Source organism: Butyricicoccus sp. OF27-2pH9A (assembly GCF_027693185.1).
Lineage (GTDB): Bacteria > Bacillota > Clostridia > Oscillospirales > Butyricicoccaceae > Agathobaculum > Agathobaculum butyriciproducens.
The window spans coordinates 1-26,560 of sequence record NZ_JAQEXK010000002.1; the positions used below are offsets into that span (position 1 = coordinate 1).

The 26,560-nt window shown below is 57.0% G+C and carries 17 protein-coding genes and 1 pseudogene; 11 read left to right on the plus strand and 7 right to left on the minus strand.

Features of this window, described 5'->3' with window-relative positions; all coding sequences use genetic code 11:
• Nucleotides 1-168 precede the first annotated feature (168 nt).
• The 3 genes from PG722_RS02100 to PG722_RS02110 are packed head-to-tail and all read left to right on the plus strand — an operon-like array spanning nucleotide 169 to nucleotide 3,010.
• Nucleotides 169-936, plus strand: coding sequence for a dihydroorotate dehydrogenase electron transfer subunit (locus PG722_RS02100; protein WP_270579515.1), 768 nt, complete (start codon nucleotides 169-171; stop codon nucleotides 934-936).
• Nucleotides 936-1,847, plus strand: a complete 912-nt coding sequence (locus PG722_RS02105; RefSeq protein WP_110435524.1) for a dihydroorotate dehydrogenase — start codon at nucleotides 936-938, stop codon at nucleotides 1,845-1,847. Before PG722_RS02100 ends, PG722_RS02105 begins: the two co-directional genes overlap by 1 nt.
• Nucleotides 1,847-3,010 carry a bifunctional histidine phosphatase family protein/GNAT family N-acetyltransferase gene (locus PG722_RS02110; protein WP_270579516.1) on the plus strand — a complete coding sequence of 388 codons (1,164 nt, stop codon included), beginning with the start codon at nucleotides 1,847-1,849 and terminating at the stop codon, nucleotides 3,008-3,010. Before PG722_RS02105 ends, PG722_RS02110 begins: the two co-directional genes overlap by 1 nt.
• Before the next feature lie 114 nt (nucleotides 3,011-3,124).
• On the opposite strand, the gene glgB is transcribed toward PG722_RS02110, so the two are convergent.
• Complete coding sequence (gene glgB, locus PG722_RS02115) at nucleotides 3,125-4,879, minus strand: 1,4-alpha-glucan branching protein GlgB (protein ID WP_270579517.1); 1,755 nt, start codon at nucleotides 4,877-4,879, stop codon at nucleotides 3,125-3,127.
• 959 nt (nucleotides 4,880-5,838) lie between these two features.
• On the opposite strand from glgB, the gene PG722_RS02120 reads away from it, so the two are divergent.
• Both PG722_RS02120 and PG722_RS02125 read left to right on the plus strand, forming a co-directional pair.
• The gene (locus PG722_RS02120) at nucleotides 5,839-6,393 is read left to right on the plus strand and encodes an RNA polymerase sigma factor (RefSeq protein WP_270579518.1); all 555 of its coding nucleotides are present in this window, start codon (nucleotides 5,839-5,841) and stop codon (nucleotides 6,391-6,393) included.
• Nucleotides 6,386-7,150, plus strand: a complete 765-nt coding sequence (locus tag PG722_RS02125) for a hypothetical protein (RefSeq protein WP_270579519.1) — start codon at nucleotides 6,386-6,388, stop codon at nucleotides 7,148-7,150. The genes PG722_RS02120 and PG722_RS02125 overlap by 8 nt, the downstream gene beginning before the upstream one ends.
• A 62-nt stretch (nucleotides 7,151-7,212) precedes the next feature.
• Here the strand turns inward: PG722_RS02125 and PG722_RS02130 are convergent, their stop codons facing one another.
• Nucleotides 7,213-8,862, minus strand: coding sequence for a DAK2 domain-containing protein (locus PG722_RS02130; protein ID WP_270579520.1), 1,650 nt, complete (start codon nucleotides 8,860-8,862; stop codon nucleotides 7,213-7,215).
• Between the two features lie 304 nt (nucleotides 8,863-9,166).
• Nucleotides 9,167-9,517: an Asp23/Gls24 family envelope stress response protein gene (locus PG722_RS02135; protein WP_110435518.1), complete on the minus strand. Its 351-nt coding sequence runs from the start codon at nucleotides 9,515-9,517 to the stop codon at nucleotides 9,167-9,169.
• Nucleotides 9,518-9,811: 294 nt separating this feature from the next.
• Here PG722_RS02135 and lexA point away from each other — a divergent pair, with 294 nt between their 5' ends.
• Both lexA and recG read left to right on the plus strand, forming a co-directional pair.
• The gene (gene lexA / locus PG722_RS02140) at nucleotides 9,812-10,402 is read left to right on the plus strand and encodes a transcriptional repressor LexA (RefSeq protein ID WP_161275320.1); all 591 of its coding nucleotides are present in this window, start codon (nucleotides 9,812-9,814) and stop codon (nucleotides 10,400-10,402) included.
• 909 nt (nucleotides 10,403-11,311) lie between these two features.
• Nucleotides 11,312-13,366: pseudogene (recG, locus tag PG722_RS02145) on the plus strand (ATP-dependent DNA helicase RecG); the annotation flags it as partial.
• Nucleotides 13,367-13,434: 68 nt separating this feature from the next.
• On the opposite strand, the gene secA reads toward recG, so the two are convergent.
• The 3 genes from secA to prfB form a co-directional block, all read right to left on the minus strand.
• Nucleotides 13,435-16,251, minus strand: a complete 2,817-nt coding sequence (secA, locus tag PG722_RS02150) for a preprotein translocase subunit SecA (RefSeq protein ID WP_118477917.1) — start codon at nucleotides 16,249-16,251, stop codon at nucleotides 13,435-13,437.
• Between the two features lie 120 nt (nucleotides 16,252-16,371).
• Entirely contained in the window at nucleotides 16,372-16,782 is a 411-nt protein-coding gene (locus PG722_RS02155; protein ID WP_270579521.1) for a hypothetical protein, read from the minus strand.
• A gap of 966 nt (nucleotides 16,783-17,748) precedes the next feature.
• Nucleotides 17,749-18,888 (minus strand): peptide chain release factor 2, encoded by a 1,140-nt coding sequence (gene prfB / locus PG722_RS02160; RefSeq protein WP_270579522.1) that lies wholly within the window; start codon nucleotides 18,886-18,888, stop codon nucleotides 17,749-17,751.
• Nucleotides 18,889-19,472: 584 nt separating this feature from the next.
• Here prfB and PG722_RS02165 point away from each other — a divergent pair.
• The gene (locus PG722_RS02165; protein ID WP_270579523.1) at nucleotides 19,473-20,423 is read left to right on the plus strand and encodes a calcium/sodium antiporter; all 951 of its coding nucleotides are present in this window, start codon (nucleotides 19,473-19,475) and stop codon (nucleotides 20,421-20,423) included.
• Nucleotides 20,424-20,722: 299 nt separating this feature from the next.
• Here the strand turns inward: PG722_RS02165 and PG722_RS02170 are convergent, their stop codons facing one another.
• Nucleotides 20,723-20,938: a hypothetical protein gene (locus tag PG722_RS02170; RefSeq protein ID WP_270579524.1), complete on the minus strand. Its 216-nt coding sequence runs from the start codon at nucleotides 20,936-20,938 to the stop codon at nucleotides 20,723-20,725.
• Nucleotides 20,939-21,124: 186 nt separating this feature from the next.
• On the opposite strand from PG722_RS02170, the gene PG722_RS02175 reads away from it, so the two are divergent.
• From PG722_RS02175 to PG722_RS02185, 3 genes are read left to right on the plus strand one after another with little or no spacing between them, the layout of a single operon-like run.
• On the plus strand, nucleotides 21,125-22,522 hold the full coding sequence (locus PG722_RS02175) for a Wadjet anti-phage system protein JetA family protein (RefSeq protein ID WP_270579525.1): 1,398 nt from the start codon (nucleotides 21,125-21,127) through the stop codon (nucleotides 22,520-22,522).
• On the plus strand, nucleotides 22,519-23,151 hold the full coding sequence (locus PG722_RS02180) for a DUF4194 domain-containing protein (protein ID WP_117752090.1): 633 nt from the start codon (nucleotides 22,519-22,521) through the stop codon (nucleotides 23,149-23,151). The genes PG722_RS02175 and PG722_RS02180 overlap by 4 nt, the downstream gene beginning before the upstream one ends.
• Nucleotides 23,120-26,467, plus strand: coding sequence for an ATP-binding protein (locus PG722_RS02185; RefSeq protein WP_270579526.1), 3,348 nt, complete (start codon nucleotides 23,120-23,122; stop codon nucleotides 26,465-26,467). Before PG722_RS02180 ends, PG722_RS02185 begins: the two co-directional genes overlap by 32 nt.
• Nucleotides 26,468-26,560 lie beyond the last annotated feature (93 nt).

Consider the following 26,560-nt stretch of genomic DNA (forward strand, 5'->3'; position numbering starts at 1 on the left):
ACATCTAAGCAGCAACGAAAGTTGCTGCTTTTTCTTTTGCATAAAATGCAGGAGAATCTTTTCTTTTTCCCGATTTTCCTGTACAATAGAACTATCGAAAAATTTTTCGCCTGCTGTCGAAAAATCCACTGTTTCGTCGGCAGACCGATCAACGGAGGGAGAAATGTTATGTCGATTCAGGAAAACTGCCGTGTTGTAGAAAATACACGGCTGGGCGAGGGTCTGTATCTGATGGTGCTGGACGCGCCGGCAATCGTTAAACTGACGCAGTGCGGCCAGTTCGTCCACATTGCATGCGGTGAGGGGCATCTGCTGCGCCGCCCGATTTCGATCTGCACCTGGCAGGGCAGCCATCTGCGCATTGTTTTTCAGGTGAAGGGCGACGGCACGAAGTGGCTGAGCGAACGCAAGGTTGGCGATGTGCTCGACGTGCTTGGACCGCTCGGACACGGCTTTGACGTGCAGGCACTGGGCGACCGTCCGATTTTTATCGGCGGCGGCATTGGCGTACCGCCGATGCTTGGATGTGTTCGCACGGCAGTAGAAAAGGGTGCACAGCCTGCCGCAATCCTCGGTTTCCGCAACAAGGGTGCGGTGATCCTTGAGGGCGACTTCCGTGATGAATGCGAGACCTTTGTCACCACCGACGATGGCACCTATGCGCGTCACGGCTTTGTCACCGATGTGCTGAAGGAGCAGGTGGCAGATGCGACCGGCGTTGCCGCCTGTGGTCCGAAGCCTATGCTGAAGGCGATTGCGGCGATTGCAAAGGAAGCCGGCGTGCCCTGTCAGGTTTCGATGGAGGAGCGTATGGGCTGCGGCATCGGTGCCTGTCTGGTGTGCGCGTGCGCGCTCAAGTCGGAAAACGGCGAAACCCGTTACGGTCATGTCTGCAAGGACGGTCCGGTGTTCAATGCTGAGGAGGTCGAGTGGTAATGGCAGATTTAAGAGTGAACTTTTGCGGCGTTGAGCTGAAAAACCCGATCACGACCGCATCCGGCACCTTTGGCTTCGGGCATGAGTACGGCGAATTTTTCGACCTGTCTCAGCTTGGCGGCATCGGCGTGAAGGGTCTGACACCGACCGAGCGTCTCGGCAATCCGGCGCCGCGCATCGCGGAGACCCCGCAGGGTATTCTCAACTGTGTCGGTCTGCAGAACCCGGGCATTGACCGTTTCATCGAGGAGCAGATTCCGTTCCTGCGCCGGTACGACACCAAAATTATCGCCAACGTCTCCGGCAACACGGTCGAGGAGTACGAGGGCATGGTCGAGAAGATTTCGGACGCGGATGTTGACCTCATCGAGATGAACATCTCCTGTCCGAACGTAAAATGCGGCGGCATGGCCTTCGGCACCCAGCCGAAGATGGTCGAGGAGGTCGTTTCGGCAGCCAAGGCCAAGGCGAAGAAGCCGCTGATCGTCAAGCTGTCCCCGAATGTCACCGATATTGCGGAGATTGCACGCGCGGCGGAGTCCGCAGGTGCGGACGCGCTTTCGCTCATCAATACACTGCTCGGTATGCGCATTGATATCGAAAAGCGCAAGCCGATCCTGTCCAACGTAATGGGCGGTCTGTCCGGTCCGGCGGTGTTCCCGGTTGCGGTTCGCATGGTATATCAGGTGCGTAAGGCGGTTTCCGTGCCGATTCTCGGCATGGGCGGCATCCGAACCGGACGTGATATTGTCGAAATGATGCTTGCGGGCGCAGACGCGGTTGCCATGGGTACGGTGATGTTCAACGACCCGACCGCTCCGGTCAAGGCGCTTGCCGAGCTGAACGAGTGGCTGGACGCACACGGCGTGAAGTCTGTCACCGAGCTGTCCGGCGCGGTTGAGGTAGGCTGATGAGAACCACGGTCTACATCATCCGTCACGCTGAGGCAGAGGGCAATGTATACCGCCGGTGTCATGGTCAGTACAACGCGCTGCTGACCACGCGGGCGTACAAGCAGCTGCCGTATCTGGCAAAGCGGTTTGAGAATGTGCCGCTCGCGGCGGTTTACTCGTCCGATCTGTTCCGCGCACGCGTAACGGCGCAGGCTGTGGCAGAGCCGCACCATCTCTCGGTGGAGACCCGACCGGTGCTGCGCGAGATTGATATGGGAGACTGGGAGGATATTCCGTGGGCCGAGCTGCCGCACACATGGCCTGAGCAGTACGCGCTGTGGTGTGCCCGTCCGTGGGAAGCAGCGCCGCCGCACGGCGAGACGGTCATGCAGGCCGGTCAGCGCATGCTGGACGGCGTGCGCGCGATTGTGCGTGAAAATGAGGGCAAAGAGGTTGCAGTAGTGACGCACGGCAGTGCGATTCGCGGCATGCTGACGATTGCACACGGCTTTGCACCCGAACAGATGGGCGAAATCGGCTGGGGTGACAACACCTGTGTTGCCAAGCTGGAATTTGACGAAAACGGCAATATCGACATGGTTTACGAGAATGATGCCTCGCATTTGCCGCAGGAATACTCCACGTTTGCGTCCATTGGATGGACGAATACCAAGGGCATTCCGGCGTCGCCGCAGATCTGGTTCCGCCGCGCTGACCCAAAGAATCCACAGGATGTGGATAAACTCGTGGGATTCATGCGCGAGCTGCACAAGAATGCCTACGGTACGGATGCAAACCTCGATCCGGATGCGCTCATCCGCGATGTAGAGCGGGCACAGAAGGTTTCGCCGCGGGCGTGCACCTTCGGCTGTTTGGAAAGCGGGGAAGAAGCCGCACTCGTTTACCTGAAAACCTGGTGGGAGGAGCAGCCGGAGATTGGTCTGGTCGGTGGCTTCTGCATTGCCGGTGACTACCGCGGCTGCGGTCTGAGTGGACAGATTCTCGGTCAGGCCATCAGCGTGTACCGTGCGCTCGGCAAGCGCGAGCTGTGTGCTCGTGTTGCCGAGAAAAACATGCGTGCACAAGGTTTTTATCATAAATTCGGTTTTCTGCAGCGCGGCGAGTACCGCGATGAGAACGGACTGCATTATCAGATGGTAAAGCCGATTTCGGTCGAATAAATAGGAAAAGCGCTCTGTTTTTAGCAGAGCGCTTTTTGATTCGCAATGAGAAATTAGCAGTTAGTAATTGCATACGGCAGCGGAAAAGAAATCCTTTTCGGCTGCTTTTCGATTTTACAGCTTGAGCAGAACCGCACTGTATCGCGGCAGCGCAACCGTACACAGACTATCCTTGCGGGAGACGGCAAGCGTCTCTCCGGTGCCGCCGAACTCCGCGGCATTGCTGTCAAGCAGAATCGTAAATTTCGGCAGGGAAGCGGTGAATTTCTGTTCGCTGTCCGCAAAATTGCACAGGGCGAGCAGCGTTTCTCCGTTTGCACGGCGCTCCATGCCGAATACGCAGGGTGCATCCGCATGATTTTCCGCCCACCGGAAATTATCCGGCGCATAATCTGCGTGCAGCGCGGGATTCTCCACATAAGCTTTGCACAGGCTGTGGAAAAAACGGTGGAACGGACGTTCTGCCAGTGCCCAGTCCAGCGTACCGGCTTCGCTCCATTCGTATAGCTGACCCAGCTCGTTGCCCATGAAATTCAGTTTTTTACCCGGATGTGTAAACATATACAGATACATCACGCGCGCCTGCGCATACTTGTCGCATTCGTCCGCGCCCCACATTTTCTGCACGATTGCCGCCTTGCCGTGCACAACCTCGTCATGCGAGAGCGGCAGCAGGTAGTGCTCGTTGGAAAAATAGTGCATCGACCAGAGCAGCTTGCCATGGTCGCGCGGACGCAGATCCGGCTGGGTCTGGCAGAACTCGAGCGTGTCGTGCATCCAGCCGAGATCCCACTTGTAGTCGAAGCCCAAGCCGCCCTCGTCCACCGGACGGGTGACACCGGGATAGGCAGTCGAGTCCTCAGCGATGAGGAGAGCCGAGGGATGGCGGGCTTTCAGACCGCGGTTCATATTTTTAAGGAAGTCGAGCGTGTCGCCGTTGATGCCGCGCGCGGGATCGCCCTGCCAGTAGATCAGGCGCGAGACCGCATCCATGCGCAGACCGTCAAAATGAAACTCAGTGAGCCAGTAATCGGCTGCAGACTGCAGAAAACAGCGTACTTCCCGTCTGGAATGAATGAAATTGTAGCTGCCCCATTCACTTTCACCGACCGCGCTGTGCGGGTACTCGTACAGGTGCGTGCCGTCGTATTTCGCCAGACCGTAGGAGTCCACGGCAAAGTGTACCGGTACAAAATCCATGATCGCACCGATACCGGCATGATGCAGCTTGTCAATCAGCAGTTTCAGCTGCGCCGGCGTGCCGTAGCGCGAGGTCGGGGCAAAAAATCCGGTGTTCTGGTAGCCCCAGGAGCCGTCAAACGGGTGCTCGGACAGCGGCAGAAACTCCACATGCGTGTAGCCGTTTTCCTGCAGATAGGGAATCAGTCGGCGGGCGATTTCATCGTAGGTGTACCAGCCGTTTGCGTCATCCGGATTGCGCATCCACGAGCCGAGGTGCATCTCGTAGATGCTCAGCGGTGCGTCCGGCGAAGCCGTGCGGTCAGCCATCCACGCCTCGTCTGTGAAGCGGTACTCGTCAAGGTCGGTGATAATCGAGCAGCAGGCAGGCCGCAGCTCCATGGCAAAGCCGTAGGGATCGCAGTGCTCGGTGACAGAGCCGTCCGGGCCGTAGATGCGGTATTTGTAAAACTGGCCTGCGCGGGCGTCCGGCACAGAGACCGACCAGAAGCCGCTGCGGCCGTCCTGTACCAGATCGGTCTCGGTCCAGCCGTTGCACGCGCCGGTCAGCGTAATGCGGCTGGCATTGGGCGCAAAGGTACGGAAAACGACAGCGTTTTGCTCTATGTGAGCGCCAAACCAGCGGTAGGCGTCGAAAATTTCTCCTGTGAAGAATTGGTGCTGATTCATGGAAGCACTTCCTTTCTTTTCCCCTAACGAGGGATGGTCGCTTGCGAAGTGAAAGAACTGCGGCGGTTGCGCCGGGGAAACCAAAAGGGTAGACACCTACGGTTTCTACCCTCTTGGGACTCCCGTTTCCCTTGGGGATAGCACGGCGAAAATTAGTGAACTGAGACTATAGAGAACGGCAGAGGATCTTTTCTACCGTAGGACGCGCTTTGCACGTCCATGTATCCGCATATTCGCAGTGTCGGATAGATTACTGCTACACATGCGGTTAAATCTACGCTGGGTGCGGCACAAGGTGAATTGTCCGTAGGGCAAGAGAAGGTCCCCTGGGGGATAACAGTGCCGCACAATTCGTTAGCGTGTTATGATAGACAGGGCCTGCGGAGATAAATTGTAGCGAATACCTAAATTCGCAGGTGCCTTCCGTTACAACGCGCCAAAGGGTTGCGCGACACGGGTATGTCGCGCCTGCGGAGATTGAACCGCCTGTGTAGCAGCAGAGTATCTGGCACTGCGTATAGGCAGGGGAATGGGAGCACACTGTGCTCCCCTACGGAAGAAAAAATCCTCTGCCGTTCCCCTTTTCGGAGCGGTCTCGTCTCTCCGATTTTCGCCGTGCCCTCTAAGGGAAAGAGGAAGATTCACAAGAAGGAGAAAACCGCAGGTTGTCTCCTTCTTGTGCCCTCGCCGGGCAGGCGAGTTAGGTTCGCTTCGCAAGCGACCACACGATACAGCGGCACAATCCAGATTTTATAAATTAAGTATAGAATACATCCACGTTAAACGCAACCGTCAAAACTGTACAAAGTGTCCGTTAAATAAAAATGAACCGGCCCGCCGCTTCGCGGCTCTTATACTCGGGTGCGTCGAAGGACGCGGATTTCACTGAAAATAAAATGAACCGAATCCAAACTGGCTGCTCTTATATACAGACGCACCCAAGGAAAGGATAGAAAGTTATGAACGATAAAGAGCTTGTCAGCCGCATGCAGCACGGCGATATGCAGGCGTTCGACGAGCTGTACGAGCGCTACAAGGACGATGCATACCGCCTTGCGTGCCTGATCACCGGCAGCAGGACGGACGGCGAGGATCTGGCGCAGGAGGCCTTTGTCACCTGTGCGCAGTCCATCAAATCGCTGCGGGACGGCAGCAAATTCCGGCCGTGGCTGCTCAAAACGCTTTCCCGCGCGGCATGGAAGTACTGCCGCAAAGCCAAACGGGAAACGCCGGTCTCAGAGTTTTTTGACGCAGGCGAGAGTGAAAGCGCACTGTCCGCCGTGCTGCGGACGGATGAGCAGCGCCGCCTGTATGCCGCACTCGACACGCTGGACGAAAAACGCCGCGTGACCGTGGTGCTGTATTACTTCGATGATTGCTCGGTGCGCGAGATCGCGCAGGCGACCGGCGTGACCGAGGGAACGGTGAAATCCCGCCTTTTTTCCGCTCGCCGTCATCTGCGGCAGGCGCTGACCGAAGAACGGAAGCCGAAGGAGGCTGCAAATCATGGATGAAATCAAAATGGAACGTGAAATCAAGGAAATGCTGCATCAGTGTGCAGATGAGCTGCATGCACCGGATTCGATGCAGGCGCGCGTCAAATTCGCACTGAACAATGCACCGGCACGCAAGCGTCATCTGTGGAGCAAACGCTTTGTGGCGGTTGCCGCTGTCGCTGCGATTGCGGTGACCGGCGCATTCGCCGCCGGCGGCATGGGCGGCATTTTCAGTGAGGGCTGGTCTGACCAGCGGCTGGATCTGTCGAGCACGCAGGCGCATCTGGCTGATGCAGGTGTAGCGCTCACGCTGCCGGACAAGATTGGCGAGTATACGTTCAGCTACGGCTTTGATGTGGATACCACCGCACAGAACGACATGGGCGAGACCGAAAAAGTCAGCGAGGTGGACGCGACCTACACGAAGGATGGCGCGGAGCTGAATCTGTCCGCACATAAGAGCTACACCGTGTTCACCGAGGACGAGCAGGACAATCCGGTACCGGCAACGACCACCGAGGTAAACGGCGTTACGCTGACCTACCGCGATGCGCACTACCGCTTCGTACCGCCCGACTACGAGAAGTCCGACGAGGAAAAGCAGCAGGAGAAGAACGGCGAACTCGTTATCAGCTACGGCTCGGACGAGGTGGAGGATAAAATGTTCCAGTCCGTACTCTGGGAGCAGGACGGCGTAACGTACCTCATCAGCGGCTTCGACACCGGTCTGGATGCACAGGCGATGTTCGGCATGGCGGCAGAGTTTATTCAGTAAAACCTAACGAAAAAAGCATCGAGAGAGCTTCTCTCGATGCTTTTTTATGCTTTCCGGACGGTTTACTCTACCGAAATGATGTAGTAGTAAACCGGCTGACCGCCGTCGATGACGTTGATCTCCATCTCCTTATTTTCCTTGTGCAGCAGGTTCTCGACCTCAGCGGCCTGCTCCTCGGTAACGCCTTCGCCGAAGATAATGGTTGCAAACGCGCTGTCGTCGGAGACCATCTCGCGCGCCAGCTTCTTGATGACCGAGGTTTCCTTGCCGTTGGCGCACAGCTTACCCTCGCACAGCGACAGATACTCACCCTGCTTGATCTTCTTGCCGTCAAACTCGCTGTCGCGGGCCGCATACGTCACCTGACCGCTGCGGACGTGCTTTGCCGCGTCCAGCATAGCAAGCGCCAGCTCGCTGTCCTGCTCGGCTTCCGGATCGACTGCCAGCATAGCCGAAATGCCCTGCGGGATGGTCTTGGTCGGCACGACGATCACCTTTTTCTCCTCGGAGAGATGAACCGCCTGCTCGGCAGCCATGATGATGTTCTTGTTGTTCGGCAGCACGAAAACGATCTCTGCCGGAACGGCATCGACAGCGTGCAGAATATCGTCGGTGGACGGGTTCATGGTCTGTCCGCCCTGTACGACAACGTCCGCGCCGAGGTCGGTAAACAGGGTTTTGAGACCCTCACCGGCAGCAACGGCTACAAAGCCAAACTTCTTCTCTGCCGGAACGATCACGCGCTCCTTGGGCGCGTCTGCCGTGCCCTCAATTACCTTGGCGGTGTGCTGCTCGCGCATGTTTTCGATCTTAACGGTCAGCAGCGGACCGAATTTCAGACCCTCCTCGAGCGCCTTGTTTGGCTGGTCGGTGTGAACGTGTACCTTGACGATATCATCATCCTCGACAACAACCAGCGAATCGCCGATCTCGTTCAGGATAGAGCGCAGACGGGCAACATTGCGTGCCTTGTCCTTGCGGGATGCGATGAACTCGGTGCAGTAGGTGAAGGTGATGTCCTCGTCGTTGATCGCAGCGAAGTCTGCGGTGGACTTGGTCGGCTCTGCCGCAACAGCACGTTCCTTGTGGATGCCGCGCAGCGCGTCCAGCATGCCCTCGAAGATGGTGATAAAGCCGAAGCCGCCGGCGTCAACCACGCCTGCCTTTTCGAGCACCGGATTCTGATGAACGGTTTCCTCAAGTGCGGTGTGGCCCTGCTCGATGATCGCTGCCAGAACCTGCTCTGCAGTGAGCGTCGGCTCGGCCTGACACAGCTCGACTGCGTGCTGTGCCGCAACGCGCGATACGGTCAGGATGGTGCCCTCAGCGGGCTTCATAACCGCCTTGTAGGCGGTGTCTACGCCCTCGCGCAGCGCAAGCGCGAGTGTGCGGCCGTCGGCCTCGTCAGTCTCGCGCAGCTTTTTCGCCATGCCGCGGAACAGCAGCGACAGGATAACACCCGAGTTGCCGCGCGCGCCGCGCAGCAGCGCGGAAGCGGTCGCGTCCGCCGCTTTGGCGAGGGTCGGCGCGGCGAGCTTTTCCATCTCAGCCATTGCGGAACCCATCGTCATGGACATATTCGTGCCGGTATCGCCGTCCGGTACCGGGAATACGTTCAGTTCGTTTGCCTGTTCCTTCTTTTCTGCAATGGCGAGTGCGCCCTCGATCACCATGGACCGGTACAGCGCACCGTTGATTTTCTGATCTGCCATTTATCTAACTCTCCTAAAAGTAACCGCGCAGTTGCGCGTAATAAGATTTCGGTTTGCTTGCAAACCGTAACCGCATGACGGGATTTCCTTAGGGCAATCCGAGTCATTGGTTCCGTCCGCAGACGTCCGCGGTTGTACCGCGGTATTCAAACAGCGGCGTTATGCCGCAACAAAACCCGCGACATGAGCGTGGGTTTTGTTACTCCGACTCAGCGCCCTTGGGGCGCGTCGTTCGGGTATCGGAAGTCAGTTTCTACGGAACTGACTTCCGTATATAGGGGACTTGCGAAGTCCCCTATAGGTGTCAGTCCGCCTTGATGCTCTCTACATAGATATCGACGTTCTTTACGTCCACACCGGTCAGGCGCTCAACATGATAGCGTACCTCGCCGATGATAGAGCGGCAGACGGTGGCAATATTCACGCCGTGCTCGACTGCAATGTGTAGGTCGATGTTGACACCGCCGTCCACAGCCTCGGTGACCTTTACGCCGCGCGACTGGTTTTCCAGTCCGAGCAGGTGCGCCAGTCCGTCCGACATGGAGCGGATGGTCATGCCTTTGACACCGAAGCAGGAGGATGCTGCGTAACCGGCAATGCCGGCCAGCACCTCGTTGGTAATGTCGATATATCCGAGATCGGTCTTGATGGTCATATAAAAACCTCCCTGCGAGTTAAGGCAGAATGCGTCTGCCCCGCAATAATCAATACTTTTGCTGTTTATATGATATAACAAAATCATGTAAAATACAAGCAATGCGGTGATGAAACTGCGTTATTTTTCAACACGGCGGCAGAAAAATGGATAAAATAAAGGATAGTGTCGATTAACGCGGAAAATTCGTGCAGGTTAATGCAAACAAATGTTTGCTTATTGCAGCGGATTGCGGTATAATAAGGATAAAATTACGAACGTATGTTCCGACGGAAACAGCGAGGAGTGCCGAAAATGAAGAAGATTTCCGCCAAACAACAGCAGATACTGGATTATATAAGCAGTTATTCCCTTGAACACGGCTATCCGCCTTCGGTGCGTGAGATTGGTGCAGAGATGGGACTGCGGTCGCCGTCCACCGTGCATGCGCACCTGAAAAAGCTGCAGGAGGCTGGTTATCTGGAGCCGAATGAGCATAAATCGCGTGCGCTGACGCCGGTCAGCGGCCCTTCCATGGTGCCGCGCGTGCCGATTCTGGGCCGCGTCACCGCCGGTATGCCGATCCTCGCGGTGGAGGAGCATATCGGCTATGTGCCGTTCGAGCCGGCAGCGGGCGGCGGCGAGTATTACGCGCTGCGTATTCGCGGCGATTCGATGATCGGCGTGGGAATTATGGATGATGATCTGGTCATTATCCGGCAGGATGTGCAGGCGCGCAACGGCGATATTGTGATCGCGCTGCTCGAGGATGAGGCCACCTGCAAGACGCTCAACATTACGCCGGACGGTGTATGGCTCATGCCGGAGAATCCGGCGTATCCGCCGATCAATGGCACCGGGTGCCAGATTTTAGGCGTGGTGAAGGCGGTTTACCGCGAGTATTAAGAGCAGCCTTTTTCAGTACCGGCTGAGCGGGGGGACGCGAACTGCCGCAGGCGTGTTCGCCCCTAACGGGCGGGAGGTTTTTCGCTTGAAATCAAGCGGGGACTTCGCCGCGCCCTGCGGCGGGGACGTGCGCTGACGCCGCGCGGGCGCACAAGAGGGTAGACACCTGCGGTTTCCACCCTCTTGTGAATCACCCCTTTCCCTTGGAGGATCTGGCGAAGATTGCCGACATGTGACCGCTCCGAAAAAAGGGAACGGCAGAGGATTTTTTCTACCGTGTCTTTTGCAACCTGTTCGTAGTGTCAGATACCGTTCTGCTACACATGTGGGTTCATCTCCGTAGGCGCAACATGACCGTGTTGCGCAACTCTTTAACACGTTGTACCGCACGGCACCTACGGATTAGGTGTTTGGTACAATTTATCTTCGCAGAAACTGTCTGTAGCAACGCGCTATCGAATTGTGCGGCACTGTAATGCCGCGCCTGCTGGAAATAGCCGATCTGTGCAGCAGAATGGTATCTGACACTGCGAACAGGTTGAGAAATATACGGAAGAAAAAATCCTCTGTCGTACTCTTATTTTCGAAGCTGTCGCCGGTCTCTGGTCTGCGTCAGGCTATCAAATAAGGGAAAGGTAGGAGTCCAAAGAGGAAGGGAAACCGCAGGTGTCCCTTCCTTTTTGTCCCCGCCGCGGACGCGGCAGTCTCCCGCGCTCCGCAGAGCGCAGCTCCTTCGCTGAGGTTCAGCGAAAAACGCTCCGCCCGTTAGGGCGAACCGCCTGCGCGGTTCGTGCGCCTCGGTCAATTGGTGCAGAAAAAGGGTGCCGCCCAGAATGGGCGAACCGCCTGAGCGGTTCGCGCGTCCCGTAAAGCGGGTGCTTTGTAAATCGAAATTCCAAAAGGAGAGTCCACATGCCATCGGTTGATGACAGCATCCAGTTCGTCAGGGGCATCGGCCCGAAAAAGGCGAAGCTGCTCGAAAAACTGCATATACGCACGCTGCGTGACGCGCTCGAGACCTACCCGCGCGACTATGAGGACCGCACCCACATCACGCCGATTGCGGAAATCGACATGGAGGACAAGTACGCCGTGCGCGCGGTGGTCGGCACCGAACCCAAGGTCAACCGTATCCGCAAGGGCCTGACGTTGGTCAAGTGTATGATTTACGATGAAACCGGCACGCTGAACGTCACCTACTTCAACAATCCGTATGCTGCGGCACAGCTGCGCGTGGGACAGGAGTATGTGTTCTACGGCAAGGTGCAAGGATTCGGGCGCGGCCGCACAATGGTTTCCCCGCAGTCGGAGAAGGTCGCACCGGACGCTGACCACCCGGGACGCATTGTGCCGGTCTATCCGTTGACGGCGGGACTGACCCAGCGCGATCTTGAGCGTGTAACCGCTGCCGCTCTCGACACGCTGACCGGTGAATGGCCGGATCCGCTGCCCGAACTTTTGCGGGCGAAATACCGCCTGCCGGATGCAGTAGATGCGCTTTCTGCCATTCACCGACCGAAAACCAAGGACGATGTGGCGCAGGCGCGCCGACGCATGGTATTCGAGGAGCTGTTTTTGCTCTGCTGCGGCCTGCAGCAGCTGAAGGAGCGTCGAAAGGCGGATTCCGGCATTGTTTTCACCTCAAATGGATTGGATTCGTTCTTTGAAGCCCTGCCGTTTACGCCGACCGGTGCACAGCGGCGTGCGATTATGGAGATTGCGGCAGACTGCGCCTCCGGACGGCCTATGAATCGGCTGGTGCAGGGTGATGTCGGCTCAGGCAAGACAGTGGTAGCGGCCGGATTGTGTGCGCTGGCCGCGCAGAACGGCTGGCAGGCGGCTTTCATGGCGCCGACCGAAATCCTCGCCGCGCAGCACGCGGAAACGCTTGCACCCATGCTGGATGAGCTGGGCATCTCGTGCACGCTGCTCACCGGCTCGATGACTGCCGCGCAGAAACGTGCGGCACTGGCCGCCATTGAGACCGGTGCGGCGCAGGTGGTCGTGGGCACGCACGCGCTCATTCAGCAGGGTGTGCAGTTCCACCGGCTGGGTGCCGTTATCGCGGATGAGCAGCACCGGTTCGGTGTGGCGCAGCGTGCCGCGCTGTCCGCGAAAGGCGGCTCGCCGCATGTGCTCGTCATGTCGGCTACGCCGATTCCGCGCACGCTCGCACTCATTATGTACGGCGATCTGGATGTATCCGTGCTGGACGAGATCCCGCCCGGAAGAAGTCCGGTTGAGACCTACGCCGTGGGCGAAAACATGCGCAAACGTATTACTGCCTTCATCGACAAGCAGGTCGGTCTCGGTGGGCAGGCTTACGTCGTGTGTCCACTCATCGAGGACAGCGAAAATGCAGAAACCAAGCTGAAAAGTGCGGAACAGCATGCAAAAGACCTGCAGAAGCTGCTTCCGCACCGGCGCGTGGCTGTACTGCACGGACGGATGAAAAACGCGGAAAAAGATCAGATTATGCGCAATTTTGCAGCGCAGAAATACGATATTCTGGTTGCAACGACGGTTATCGAGGTCGGTGTGGACGTGCCGAACGCCAATCTAATGGTGGTCGAGGACGCAGACCGGTTCGGTCTGTCGCAGCTGCATCAGCTGCGCGGACGTGTCGGCCGCGGTACACGGCAGTCGTACTGCGTGTTCTTCGGCGCGGATAAGGGACAGGTCGCGCGGGAGCGCCTGCGCATCCTGTGCAAAACCGGCGACGGCTTCGAGGTCGCACGCGCAGACCTCGCGCAGCGCGGTCCGGGTGACTTTTTCGGTCAGCGGCAGCACGGCCTGCCCGCACTGCACGTTGCGGATTTGGCGGCTGACCTTGCGCTCATGCAGAACGCCCGCGAGGAAGCGGAAGCGCTGCTGGCCGCCGACCCAACACTCGCCGGCTATCCCATCCTGCTCGACCGTGTGCAGCGTATGTTCGCCGAACAAAATGATGAAGCGTTCAATTAAATAAAAACAGGAGAGAACCTCGGTTCTCTCCTGTTTCAGTCTGTCAATAAAGTCCGGTTTCTCGACAGTTATTTATACGGGTCGTCCGGCTTGAGGTAGCAGCATTTCTTATACTTCTTGCCGCTGCCGCACGGGCACGGATCATTTGGGCCCGGCTTCTTGCCGGCACGCTTGGGCTCTGCCTTGACAGAACCGTCGGTTGCGCCTGCTGCGCCGGTCTCCTTGGCTACCTGCTCACGCTTGGGTTCCTCACGGGTGCGAACCTGTGCAAGGAAGATCATGCGGACGGTATCCTCGCGGATGGAATCGATCATCGCGTCGAACATATCAAAGCCCTCGCGCTTATACTCGACCACCGGATCGTACTGACCGTATGCACGCAGGCCGATGCCGTTGCGCAGCTCGGTCATAGCGTCGATGTGGTCCATCCACTTGCTGTCTACGTTCTTGAGCAGTACAACGCGCTCCAGCTCACGCATGATGGGCGAGCCAAGGGCCTGCTCCTTAGCGTCATAAACCTTATGCGCCTGATCTGCCAGAATGTTGGTCAGCTGGTCAGCGGTCAGGTCGTCGCACTCCTCGGGCGTGAAGGTGCAGTCCTCCGGACGCAGGAATACGCCGATGAACGGACGGCGCGCCTGTTCAACCATCTCGGTCGAAATCAGGTTATGCTCGCCGATGGCGGCATGAACCGCATGGGCGATGGTCTCGTCGATCATCTTGACGATGTTGTCCTTAACGTCCTTGCCCTCGAGCACCTGCAGACGCTGTGCGTAGATGGTCTGACGCTGGGTGTTCAGCACATCGTCATACTCAAGGACGTGCTTACGAACGCCGAAGTTGCGGGATTCGATCTTCTTCTGAGCATTTTCGATCGCGCCGGACAGAATCTTCTGATCGATCGGCTCATCATCGGCAATGCCGAGGGTGTCCATCATGTTCTGGATACGCTCGGAGCCGAACAGACGCATGAGGTCATCCTCCAGCGAAATGTAGAAGCTGGATTCGCCGGGGTCGCCCTGACGACCGGCACGGCCGCGCAGCTGGTTGTCGATTCGGCGGGATTCATGACGCTCGGTGCCGAGGATATACAGACCGCCTGCCGCACGAACCTTTTCGGCTGCCGCGTCGGTCTCGGTCTTGAATTTGCTGTACAGCTCCTCAAACTTGGCACGGATAGCCAGAACCTCCTGATCGTCGGTGTCGGCATGGCCGTTTGCCTCGTAGATCATGTGGTCGATGTAGTCGTGCGCAACGCGCTCGTCCATCTCGCCCTTCTGCACACGGTCCTCGACCTCGTGACGGAGATACTTCTTAATTTCATCCAGCGCCATGGTCTCGGCGTTGCCGCCGAGCATGATATCGGTACCACGGCCTGCCATGTTGGTCGCAATGGTAACTGCGCCCGGCTTGCCGGCCTGTGCAACGATCTCCGCCTCGCGCTCGTGATACTTTGCGTTCAGGACGGTATGCTTGATGCCCTTAGCCTTCAGGATCTTGCTCAGTTCCTCGGACTTTTCGATGGAAACCGTGCCGACCAGAATCGGCTGACCCTTTGCGTGGCACTGCTCAATGCGGGCAATGGTCGCCATGATCTTGCCGCGTTCGTTCTTGTAAACCGCATCCGGATTGTCCTTACGGGCAATCGGCTTGTTGGTCGGGATTTCGATAACGTCCAACTGATAGGTGTGGCGGAACTCCTCCTCCTCGGTCAGTGCGGTACCGGTCATGCCGGACAGCTTGCCGTACAGACGGAAGTAGTTCTGGAAGGTGATGGTTGCCAGCGTCTTGCTCTCGTGCTCGACCTTTACGCCTTCCTTGGCCTCGATCGCCTGATGCAGACCCTCGTTGTAGCGGCGGCCGAACATCAGACGGCCGGTAAACTCATCAACAATGATGACCTGACCGTCACGGACAACGTAATCTACGTCGCGCTGCATAACGCCGCGTGCCTTGATGGCCTGATTGATGTGGTGCTGCAGCGTGGTATTCGCGGGATCGGACAGGTTTTCTACCTTAAAGTAAGCCTCGGCGCGCTTCTGACCGTGGGGGGTCAGCGTCGCGGTCTTTGCCTTTTCATCGACGATGTAATCGGCATCGATGTCGTCCTGCTCCTCCTTGGCATCCACTTCCTTGACGCGCAGGCAGGAAAGCTGAGCGGCAAAGCGGTCAGCAATCTCGTACAGCTGAGAGGACTTCTCGCCCTGACCGGAGATGATCAGCGGGGTACGCGCCTCATCAATCAGGATGGAGTCAACCTCATCGACGATGGCGAACGCATGGTCACGCTGAACCATTGCATTTTTGTAGATCGCCATGTTGTCGCGCAGGTAGTCGAAACCGAACTCGTTGTTCGTGCCGTAGGTAATGTCAGCGGCGTACATCGCCTTGCGGGCCTGCGGCGGGACCTCGTGAATGACAAGGCCAACCTTGAGACCGAGGAAGCGGTATACCTTGCCCATCCACTCACTGTCTCGCTTGGCGAGGTAGTCATTGACGGTGACAATGTGTACGCCCTTGCCGGTCAGTGCGTTCAGATAAGCGGGAAGGGTAGCCACAAGGGTCTTGCCTTCACCGGTCTTCATCTCTGCGATACGGCCCTGATGCAGGACGATACCGCCGATGACCTGTACACGGTAATGACGCATACCGAGTACGCGCCATGCGGCTTCACGGCAGGTGGCAAATGCCTCCGGCAAAAGCTGGTCGAGCGTTTCGCCGTTCTGGTAGCGCTGCTTGAATTCGTCTGTCTTGGCGCGCAGCTCGTCGTCGGTCAGCTTTTTGAACTGCTCTTCGAGTGCGTCCACTTTATCCGCAATGGGGTAGATCTTTTTCAGCTCGTGCGACGAGTGCGTGCCGAAAATTTTGGTCAAAAAATTAGCCATTACTTTTCTTCAGCCTTTCAAAAGGGCGCAATAGCCCCATTTGTTACATATACGATAGTATTATAGCATAAAGTGGACAGAATATAAATAAATTTTTTGTGAATAAGCAAATTGCTGATATTATAAAGCCGTTAAAGCGGCGGCTGTAGCGGCAAACACGGCGTCGGATGGGTCGTTTTCCCGTTCGGACAGGGGATGCCACAGGCGGTCTACACGCGCCATGCCGCCGGAAAGCCAGGTGTAGACTACCACCTGCTCCATGCCGAGCCGCACGCCGGTCAGCCGCAGGTGCATCATGCAGCGGTTCTCGCTCAGATAGATGGGCTGGGTGCGGTGCAGTGCAACGTAGCCGCGCACGTTGGCCCAGCGGTAGATTTCGCTTTCAGCGAGGTCGTGGATGCTGCCGTGCTCACCGAGATGGACGGCGGTGCTGCTCAGCACCAGACTGCGGTCCACCGAGGTGACTTCGTCGTGACCGGTCAGCGGCCGTTCGTCCGCACCAAGCGTGCACAGCGCGATATTGTTGCGCAACGGGTAAAATCGCAGCGGAAGCGCGTTTATTTTAGCCGCTGCGGTGAAAACTGCTGTCTGCGTAAAAACTCCTCCGTTGCGGCGTGATTTTGCACGGATTTATCCACAGACTTGTGGATAATTAGATGACTCCATGCCGGTGCCGCGGAGTGTTATTGTATCACGCGGAATGCGCGGGATTTGTCAAAATGGTAATTTCAGCAAGCGGGATTTTCCGGGTGGAACCTTTTCAGCACCGACTGTGCGGGGAGAACGAACTGCGTGAGCGTGTTCGTTCCTAACGGGCGGGGAGTTTTTTGCTTATATCAAGCGGGGGAGTTGCGCTCTGCGGAGCGCGGGAACGTGCGCTGACGCCGCGCGGGCGCACAAGAGGGATGGACACCAAGGTTTCCACCCCTCTTGTGAATCTCCCCGTTTCCTCTTAGCGTCTGCCTGCCAGAGAGCTGAGACTGTGGGGGAACGGCAGAGGATTTTTTCTACCGTAGGGGAGCACAGTGTGCGCCCATGTCTCGACCTATTCGCAGTGTCAGATAGCGTACTGCTACGCATACGGTTTCATCTACGCAGGCGCGACATAACCGTGTCGCGCAATTTTTGGGCACGTTATACCAGAAGGCACCTGCGAATCTGTCTGTTTGGCACAATTTATCTTCGCGGGTGCTGTCTGTTATAACGCGCTAACGAATCGTGCGGCACTGTTATGCCGCACTCAGCGTAGACTGAACCGTATGTGTAGCAGTAAGGTAACCGAACTGCGAATAGGTAAAAGAAAAGGACGGACCCGAAGTAGGTCCGTCCTTATGAGAGGAAAAATCCTCTGTCGTTCCTCTTTTTCGAAGCGGTCGCCGGTCTCTGGTCTGCGCCAGACTAAGAAATAAAGGAAACGGGATTCACAAGGGTGGAAACCTTGGTGTCCATCCTTGTGCCCACCGCCGTGGGTACGGCGGTAACGCGAAGTGCGGTAAATTACATATTACCGCCCTTGCTGCCTTCCCACACGCCGGTGGCGAGTGCAGACAGGTATGCGTTGATAAAACCGTCAATATCGCCATCCATTACAGCGTTGATATTGGCATTTTCAAAGCCGGTACGCGTATCCTTGGCGAGCGTATACGGCATGAAAACGTAGGAGCGAATCTGGCTGCCCCATTCAATCTTCTGCTGAACGCCCTTGATGTCCGAGATTTTCTCAAGATGCTCGCGCTCCTTGATCTCAACCAGCTTGGAACGCAGCATGCGCAGACAGTTTTCCTTGTTCTGCAGCTGGCTTCGCTCGGTCTGGCAGGCTACAACAATACCGGTCGCCTTATGGATCAGTCGAACCGCAGACGAGGTCTTATTGATGTGCTGACCGCCTGCACCGGACGAACGGTAAACCTGCATTTCGTAATCATCCGGCTTGATCTCAAAGTCCGTGGAGGTATCCGGAATATCCGGAACGACCTCTACCGCCGAGAACGAGGTCTGACGGCGGCCGGATGCATCAAACGGAGAGATACGGACCAGACGGTGTACGCCGTTTTCACCCTTGAGGAAGCCGTAGGCGTTTTCACCCTCGATGAGAATATCGGCAGACTTGATACCCGCGGTATCGCCGTCCTGGTAGTCCATGATCTTATAGGTAAAGCCGTGACGCTCTGCCCAACGGGTGTACATGCGGTACAGCATCGCGCACCAGTCCTGTGCCTCGGTGCCGCCGGCACCGGCATGGAAGGATACGAGTGCGTTGTGGCTGTCGTACTCGCCGGTCAGCAGCGTGCCCAGTTTCTGCTCGGCAATGCCGTCCTCCAGCTCCTTGTAGCCGCTTTCCAGCTCCTCAAGCATGGATTCGTCGTTTTCTTCAATCGCCATTTCGCAGATGGTGAGCAGGTCATCGCACAGCTCGGTCATCTTGTTGTACGCTTCAACCTTGCCCTTGAGCGAGCCCATGCGGGAGACGATCTTCTGGCTCTCCTCCGGATTATCCCAGAAACCCGGCTGAGAGGACTTGATCTCCAGCTCCTCTACCTCACGCTTCGCCTGCTCCAGACCGAGCGAGGTGTACAGCTCCTCAAGCTCGGGCTTGAGGTTGTTCAGCTTGACCTTGTATTCCTCAAATTCCAGCATGAAAATGCTCCTTCACTTTCAGATTGTTCAAAATTTCAGTACCTTATAGTATATAGGTTCACGAGGGACTTGTAAAGATTTTTTCGTGAATTATAGCAGCTTAGATAAATAATGCGGCAAAAGTAGCGTATAAAGCGCGCAAAGAGCAAGGAAATTTTATGAAGCCATGCTGGGCGCATGGCGAATGAAATTGACGATGCTATTTGCGTGCTGTATGCGCGCACTTGTTGCAGTATTTGTCTGAACTGCTATAAGGGGTTGTCCCGTAAAGATTGTGTACATTTCCACAAGTTCGGCTTGACTAATCGCTTTTTTTCCCATATGATAGTTACTGTAAAAGGGAGTAGCTCACGCAAGAGCGCGTGGTCGGTGCCGACAAGCCCGATTGACGAAAAGTCAATCCGTACCGAGCCGTAAGCAGCAAGACTTTTACCGCAGTATGCGGTAAAAGTCTTTTTTTTGTGCGCTGCAGCCGGAAATCGAGCGAAAACTCCCGCGTAAGCATGTACACTGTTGGGGACAAGGGCATTGCCGTGATAGAGCGGTGCTGTCCGAGATTTTCCGGAAACGAAGGAGGAAACGGTATGCTGTCATTTGTATTTCTGGTGATTGGCTTTGCACTTATGATCTGGGGTGCGGATAAGTTTGTTGCGGGTGCATCCGCACTGGCGCGCAAGCTGGGCGTATCACCGCTGCTGATCGGTCTGACCATCGTTGCGTTCGGCACGTCCATGCCGGAGCTGGCGGTCAGTGTCACCGCAGCCCTGCGCGGTGCAAACGAGATTGCGGTCGGCAATGTTGTCGGCTCGAACATTTTTAATCTGCTGGTGGTGGCCGGTCTGTCCGCCGCTGTCTGTCCGCTTGTGATGGATAAAACGCTGCTCCGCCGTGACTGGCCGCTGTCCATTCTCGCATCTGTGCTGCTGTTGGGCGCCATCGCACCCGACCTGACCATCGCCCGTTGGGAAGGCGTTGTACTGCTGATTATATTCGCATTCATTCTGACGCACCAGATCCGCACCGCACTGCAGAACCGCGAGCAGCTTGCTGCCGCAGCAGCAGAAGCTGAGGCCGAGGAAGCGGAAGCACCCATGTCCACTGCGATGATCTGGGTGAATATCCTGCTCGGTCTGGCGTGCATCGTGATCGGCGGTCAGCTGGCCGTAAACGGCGCGACCGGTATTGCGCGTATGTTCGGCCTGAGTGAAACACTCATCGGTCTGACCATTGTGGCCATGGGCACCAGCCTGCCTGAACTGGTCACTTCTATCGTGGCTGCACGCAAGGGACAGAACGACATTGCAATGGGCAATGTTATCGGCTCGAACCTGTTTAATATTTTCCTGATTCTCGGCGTTTCGTCGGTTATCACGCCGATTCCGGTGCAGGCGACCTCTATCGTTGACTGCCTGTTCCTGATTGCCATCAGCGCGGTATTTTATCTGCCGGCGCGCAAGGGCAAGCTCGGACGTGTGCCGGGTATCGCCATGGTGGCAATGTATGCTGTCTATACGGTGTATCTTATTATGCGATAAGGTATCGCGGTCTCTTGCCTGCCCGGCAGGGGCACAAGGGTGGACACCAAGGTTTCCGCCCTTGTGAATCCCGGTTCCTTTATTTCTTAGTCTGGCGCAGGTCAGAAACCGGCGACCGCTTCCATATAGGGAACGGCAGAGGAAAATTTACCATGACTTTCGGAGAAAAGAACGTAGACAAGCCGATTCGCAGTGCTGCCGTTGAGAAGAAGGGGGCGTCTCAGACTTGGCGCGTTGACCCGAAAGGTGAACGGATGGATATCCGCGTGTTCAACACCGAACCTGCGATAAAATCTCTCTTAGACATAGAAAAACACCCGATAGGATATTCCTGTCGGGTGTTGCCTTAATTGTAACGCAAAATCGTCATTCCGGCGGGCAAGGTGAGTGAGAACCATGCCTGCGCTCAGCACATTGGAGGTAACGGTCGCAATCGGCACACCGGCCACACCAAGCTGCAGCGCGAATAAAATCAGCTTGTCCGCCAGACCGCCCTTGTGTTTGGTCTGTGCCATGAAACGATGATTCTCCTTGCATGAGAGCTGCGGCATTATCTTATCATGCGGCGGGCAGCGGAGCAATACGCGGGAAACGGATTTCATCATTGTAATTTTTCCTCGAAAATTGTATAATATTTTTGTATAGAAAAGCAATTTGCGTGCCGAATCTATCGTTTTGCGCCGCAGAGGAGGATAGAGGACATGAAATTTTTTGAAGCCGTGCCGGACGAGCTGTTTTCGCCGCTGGCGTCACCGAACCGTGCGCTGTACGCGGATGCGCTCGATGTGCTGTACACGGCGTACCGCGAAAAGCTGAAGCTGCCCGAGGATATGTTGTATTCCATGCTGCGGAGCAGACTGGAGCAGCAGCTGGCCGAGGCTACCTTCGAGGGCGAGGACATCGACGAGGATGAGCTGCGCGATATTTCCGGCCGTGCCCGTTTCCTCATCCGCAAGCTGGGCAGCAAGGGCTGGTTTGAAAAGGAGCGCGGTACAGACTTTCGGGAATATATTACGGTGCCGGGCCACAGCAGCCGTCTGCTCGAGCTGTTCCACGCGCTGCGCGAGGACACGCCTGCACGCGGCTATTCGTATGTGTTCGGCACCTATTCCACGCTCAAGGTCGCGCATGAGTCGGACAGCGTGTATGACAAAATGGCTGCTGTCTACGGCGCATATGGCAACACGCGCGCGCTCATCAATCTGCTGCAGATGGTGTATCATAACGTCAAGCATTATTTCCAGATGCAGATCGACATGCACAATGTCGGGGACGTGCTCGCATCGCACTTTGATGATTTCGGGCAGAAGGTGATGGAGGCGTACATCCGTCCGCTCAAGATCAAGGATTCCGTGCCGAAATACCGCATTTCCATCCAGAATGTATTAAACGACTGGGCGGAGAATGATGAACTGCTCATCGCCATGGCGAATGCCGCTTTGGCTGACCGCCGAGGTGACACGCCGGAGAACTGCCGCGCCGATCTTCTTCGCAAAATTTACTGGATACAGGAGTGCTACGACAATCTCGAGCGTGATTATCTGGATGAGATCGACGCACAGGTGCGCCGCTACACGCGTGCGGCTACGCAGAAGATCGAAAACCTGACCAACCGAGATCAGAATATCCGCGGCAACCTGCACACGGTGCTGACCGCGCTGTCGCGCAACCGGCGAGCCGCCGATCTGGTGGACACGATTCAGCCGGTGTTCCGGCTGTACGAGCAGACCTGCCTGTCCGAGAGCAGCCTGTGGTACCGCAAGCGTCCGGGCAAGCGGACAAAGGCCGCGCCTGTGCTCGTGCAGGAGACCGAAGCGGATACGGCAGCCGCCGCAAAGGCGGCTGCACTTTTGCGCTCGGAGTATGGCCGCGGCGCCATCGCGGCGTATGTGCAGGGATGGCTCGGTGAAAGCGATGTGTGCCGCTCGGAGGATATTCCGCTCAAGAATGATAAGGACTATGTGATGAGCCTGCTGGCGGTGCTGACCGGCGGCGACCGCTCGGCGGATTTCACGGTGCAGGAGCTGGACGGCGAACGCCGGGAAAACGGCTATGCTATTCCGGAACTGCAGATCAGCCGGAAGGAGAACAACGAATGAATTTGGAATTTCTGAATACCGCTACCGCAAAGGAGCTGGAGCAGTTCAAAGCGGTGTGCAATCAGCTGCTCAGCCGCACCTATGTGGTGCGCACGCTGTACCGTCCGGGCAGGGGACGGGTGAGCAACCCGGACTACACTTTTTTATCCATTCATTATGAGTCCGTGCGCGAGTATCTCAGCCTGCTCGACTGGGATTTGCGGCGCGACGACATAAACGGCTACTTTTATGTGCTGAACACGGATGAAGCCAACAGGTGCATCCTGTCCAAGCGCGAAACCGCGATTCTGCTCGCCCTGCGCATGCTGTACGACGAAAGCCAGGAGCGCCTGGGACTCGAGCAGGACGCGCTCTGCACCGTGCGCGAGGTGCTCGAAAAGGTCGTAACCGACTACGCTATCCTGCCGGCCAAGCCGAATATGGAGGAGGTCAAGCGGGCGCTGACCGTATTTGAAAACCACTCGATCCTGCAGCGCATCGAGGGGAAATTTAATCAGGCTGACTGCAGATTTGCCATTCTGCCGACCATTCAGACCGCTGTTTCGAGCGAACGATTGAATGAGGTCGCAGCCGTGCTGCGAAAGGAGGAGAACGCCGATGAAGAAACTGAAGAAGATCCTGCTGATTAACTGGCTGTATTTCAGCAAGGAGATCATCGAGGTCGGTGACGTGAACTTTCTGACCGGCAAAAATGGTGCAGGCAAGTCCACGGTGATTGACGCGCTGCAGATCGTTCTCCTGGGTGAGACCAATGCGCGCAACTTCAACCTGGCGGCGAATGAGCGCTCACAGCGCACGCTGGACGGCTATCTGCGTGCCGATATGGACGAGAATAACCCATATTCCCGCAGAGGCAAGGACTTTTCGACCTATATTGTCTGTGAATTTGAGGACGATGTGGAGCACAATAGTTTCGTGTGCGGCGTGATGTTCGATTGCCGCAGTGACGGCAGTAAGCACGATCATTTCTTTATCTATGTCGGAAAACTGCCGGAAAACTGCTTTATCGAGGACGGCGAGGCGATGGATATTCACGACCTGCGCAAATTCCTCAAGCAGAATTTCTCCCGCGCCGAGGTGTACGATACCCAGTGGGAGTACCGCCGCAACATGCTCTCGCGGTGGAACGTACACAACGAGCAGGTGCTCCGCATGATGAAAAAGGCGGTGTCGTTCCGTCCAATCGTGGATATTCAGCAGTTTATCACCGAAAATATCTGCGATATTCCGGATAAGCCGGACATCGAAGCCATGCAGCAGAACATCCGCAACTACAAGCGGCACGAGCAGCTGGCGCAGCAGCAGGAGGAAAAGCTGACCGCGCTGCAGGAGATCAGCACTCTGTACCGCGAAATGACGCGCTCGGTGGACCGCTGGCGCGTGCAGTCCTTCCTTGTGCAGTGGGCGCAGAAGGAGGACATGCAGGCGCAGATCGACAGCCGCGAGCAGGAAAAGCGCAGCTGCCTGTCCGAGCTGACCGCGGCGGACACCGCGATTGAGGATTTGGCCGGGCAGGTGCAGGCGAAGGAGGAGCGCCGCCGTCAGCTGGACCGCGATTATGCGCAGAGCGACACCTATCAGGAGCGCGAGCGGCTGGAGAATCAGAAGCAGTCGCTGCTGACCGAGCAGAGCAAGCTGGTGCAGGAGATGGAGCGCGACGCACTTGAGATCAAGCGGGAGGCGCTGCGGCTGACGCACCTGTGTGAGACCGCGCTTGCGTGGGACGCCGAGGATGTGCTCGTTCCGGTGCAGCAGGCGGCGGAGCAGGTGCAGCGCACCTACGCACGGCTGTCGAGCGGCGAATGCGCGATCTTCTCGCAGGAGCAGACCGTATTCGAGGACGCCCGGCAGGCGGCAGCGACCCTGTCGGACGCGCTGGCGAAGGCGGCGCATCAGCTTGGCGATAAGGTTGCAGAGCTGCAGCATCAGCTGACCGAAAAGCAGACTGCACTTGCCGATCTGCGCAGGAACATCAAGGACTATCCGCGCGGACTGCTGCTGTTCCGTGCCAAACTGGCGGAGGAACTGGAGCAGCAGGCGGGAGTGCCGGTTGCGGTAGATATTCTTGCGGATGTGCTGGAAATTGAGGATGAGCGCTGGCGCGGAGCCGTGGAAGGCTATCTCAACAACCAGAAGTTTTATTTTCTGGTCGAACCGGCGTATTACGAGCAGGCTTTGCGTATTTACAACAAACTTAAGTGGGAAAAGAGCCTGAACGCCTACGGTCTGGTCGATATCGGCACGCTGCGCGAGCGTGAGCATATCGACCCGCAGAGCGGCAGTCTTGCGGAAAAGGTGGAGACCGGGAACGCGCTTGCGCGAACCTACATGGATTATCTGCTCGGGCGCGTGATGTGCTGCGACACGGTTGAGCAGCTGCGCGGGTATCGGACCGCCATCACGGATGAGGGTATGCTGTATCAGGGCTATGTGGCGCGTGCGCTCCGCAGAGACCGTATGGAGGATGCGTTCATCGGCCGTCATGCGGTCACGCTGCGTATCGCTCGTCTGGAGGAGGAGGCCGCCGGTCTGCAGACCGAGATTTCGCACCGGAAACCCATCTGGCAGGCAATTTCTCAGCAGAAAACGCCCATGCTGACACCGTATTATGTGCGAAACATCGTACCGCAGCGGCAGGCGGATTTTCTGTACCGCGCGGAACTGGAGGAGGAGATCAACGCGATCGACGAGCAGGTTTCCCATCTCGACCTGCTGTGGTTGGAGCAGCAGAAGCAGCTGATCACCGAGATCAGCGACGAGATTGCGGCGCTGAGTCGTCAGCGCGAGGTGCAGATTGCACACAAGGCCAGACTGGAGGAGCGTATTCGTCAGCTGGACGAGGAAATCCTGCCCGAGCAGTACCGCAGCCGCACCGAAATGGAGCGCAGGCTGGCGGAAAGATTCTCGGAGACCTACCGCGATGATATCGGTCTGCCGCGCTACCGGCAGGAGCTGGAGCGTCTGCACCGGCCGGACATCGTGTACCGCAATTTCAGCAATCACCATGCACAGGTTGTCAACGAGATGGAGAACGCCCGCGCGGCACTCCTGCGGGCGCGCCGAGAATATGTCGAGAGGTTTGGGCCGTGCTCGTTCCGCGTGGAGGCAGACGACAATGCGGAGTTCGATGCGGAACGCCGTGTGCTCGAGGAAAGCGAGCTGCCGCAGTACCGCACCAAAATCCGTGCCGCACGCGAGAGCGCGATGGAGCAGTTTCAGAACGACTTCCTGTCCAAGCTGAAAAGCAGCATCGAGCAGGTGCAGGATCAGGTCAAGAACCTCAATCGGGCACTGCGGCAGGCGCAGTTCGGCACGGACAGCTACCAGTTCCGCGTGGACCGCAATCCGGATTATGCCGAATATTACGACATGATTATGGCGCCGGAGCTGATGGAAGGCGATATTACGCTGTTTTCCGCACAGTTTCAGGAGAAATACGGTCCGCTGATCGACAAGCTGTTCAGCCAGATCACCATGGCGGACGATACCCAGCTCAATGCCCGCAAGCAGAGCGAGCTGCAGGCGAACATCGAGCGGTACACCGACTTCCGCACCTATCTGAAGTTCGATCTGGAGACCACCGATCAGAACGGCTCCAAGCAGCTGCTGTCGCAGACGCTCAACACCAAGTCGGGCGGCGAGACGCAGACGCCGTTCTATATTGCGGTTCTGGCCTCGTTCGCGCAGCTGTACCGCGTGAGCGATACGTCCAGCTTCGGCAATACGGTGCGTCTGGTCGTGTTCGATGAGGCGTTCAACAAGATGGATAGCGAACGCATCATCGAAAGCGTGCGTCTGCTGCGCAAAATGGGTCTGCAGGCGATCATCTGCACCCCGCCGGATAAGGTTTCGGATATCATGCCGATCGCTGACCGCACGCTGCTGGTCGATAAGCATAAGTATCGGATGCATATTCTGCCGTTCAGCAAGGAGAATGCACAGTAAAGAAAAATCCCGCTTTCTCGCGTGAGAAGGCGGGATTTTGTGTTATTTCGGACGGGCTGGCGTATTCTAAATTGTACGCTGCGGGCAGAACAT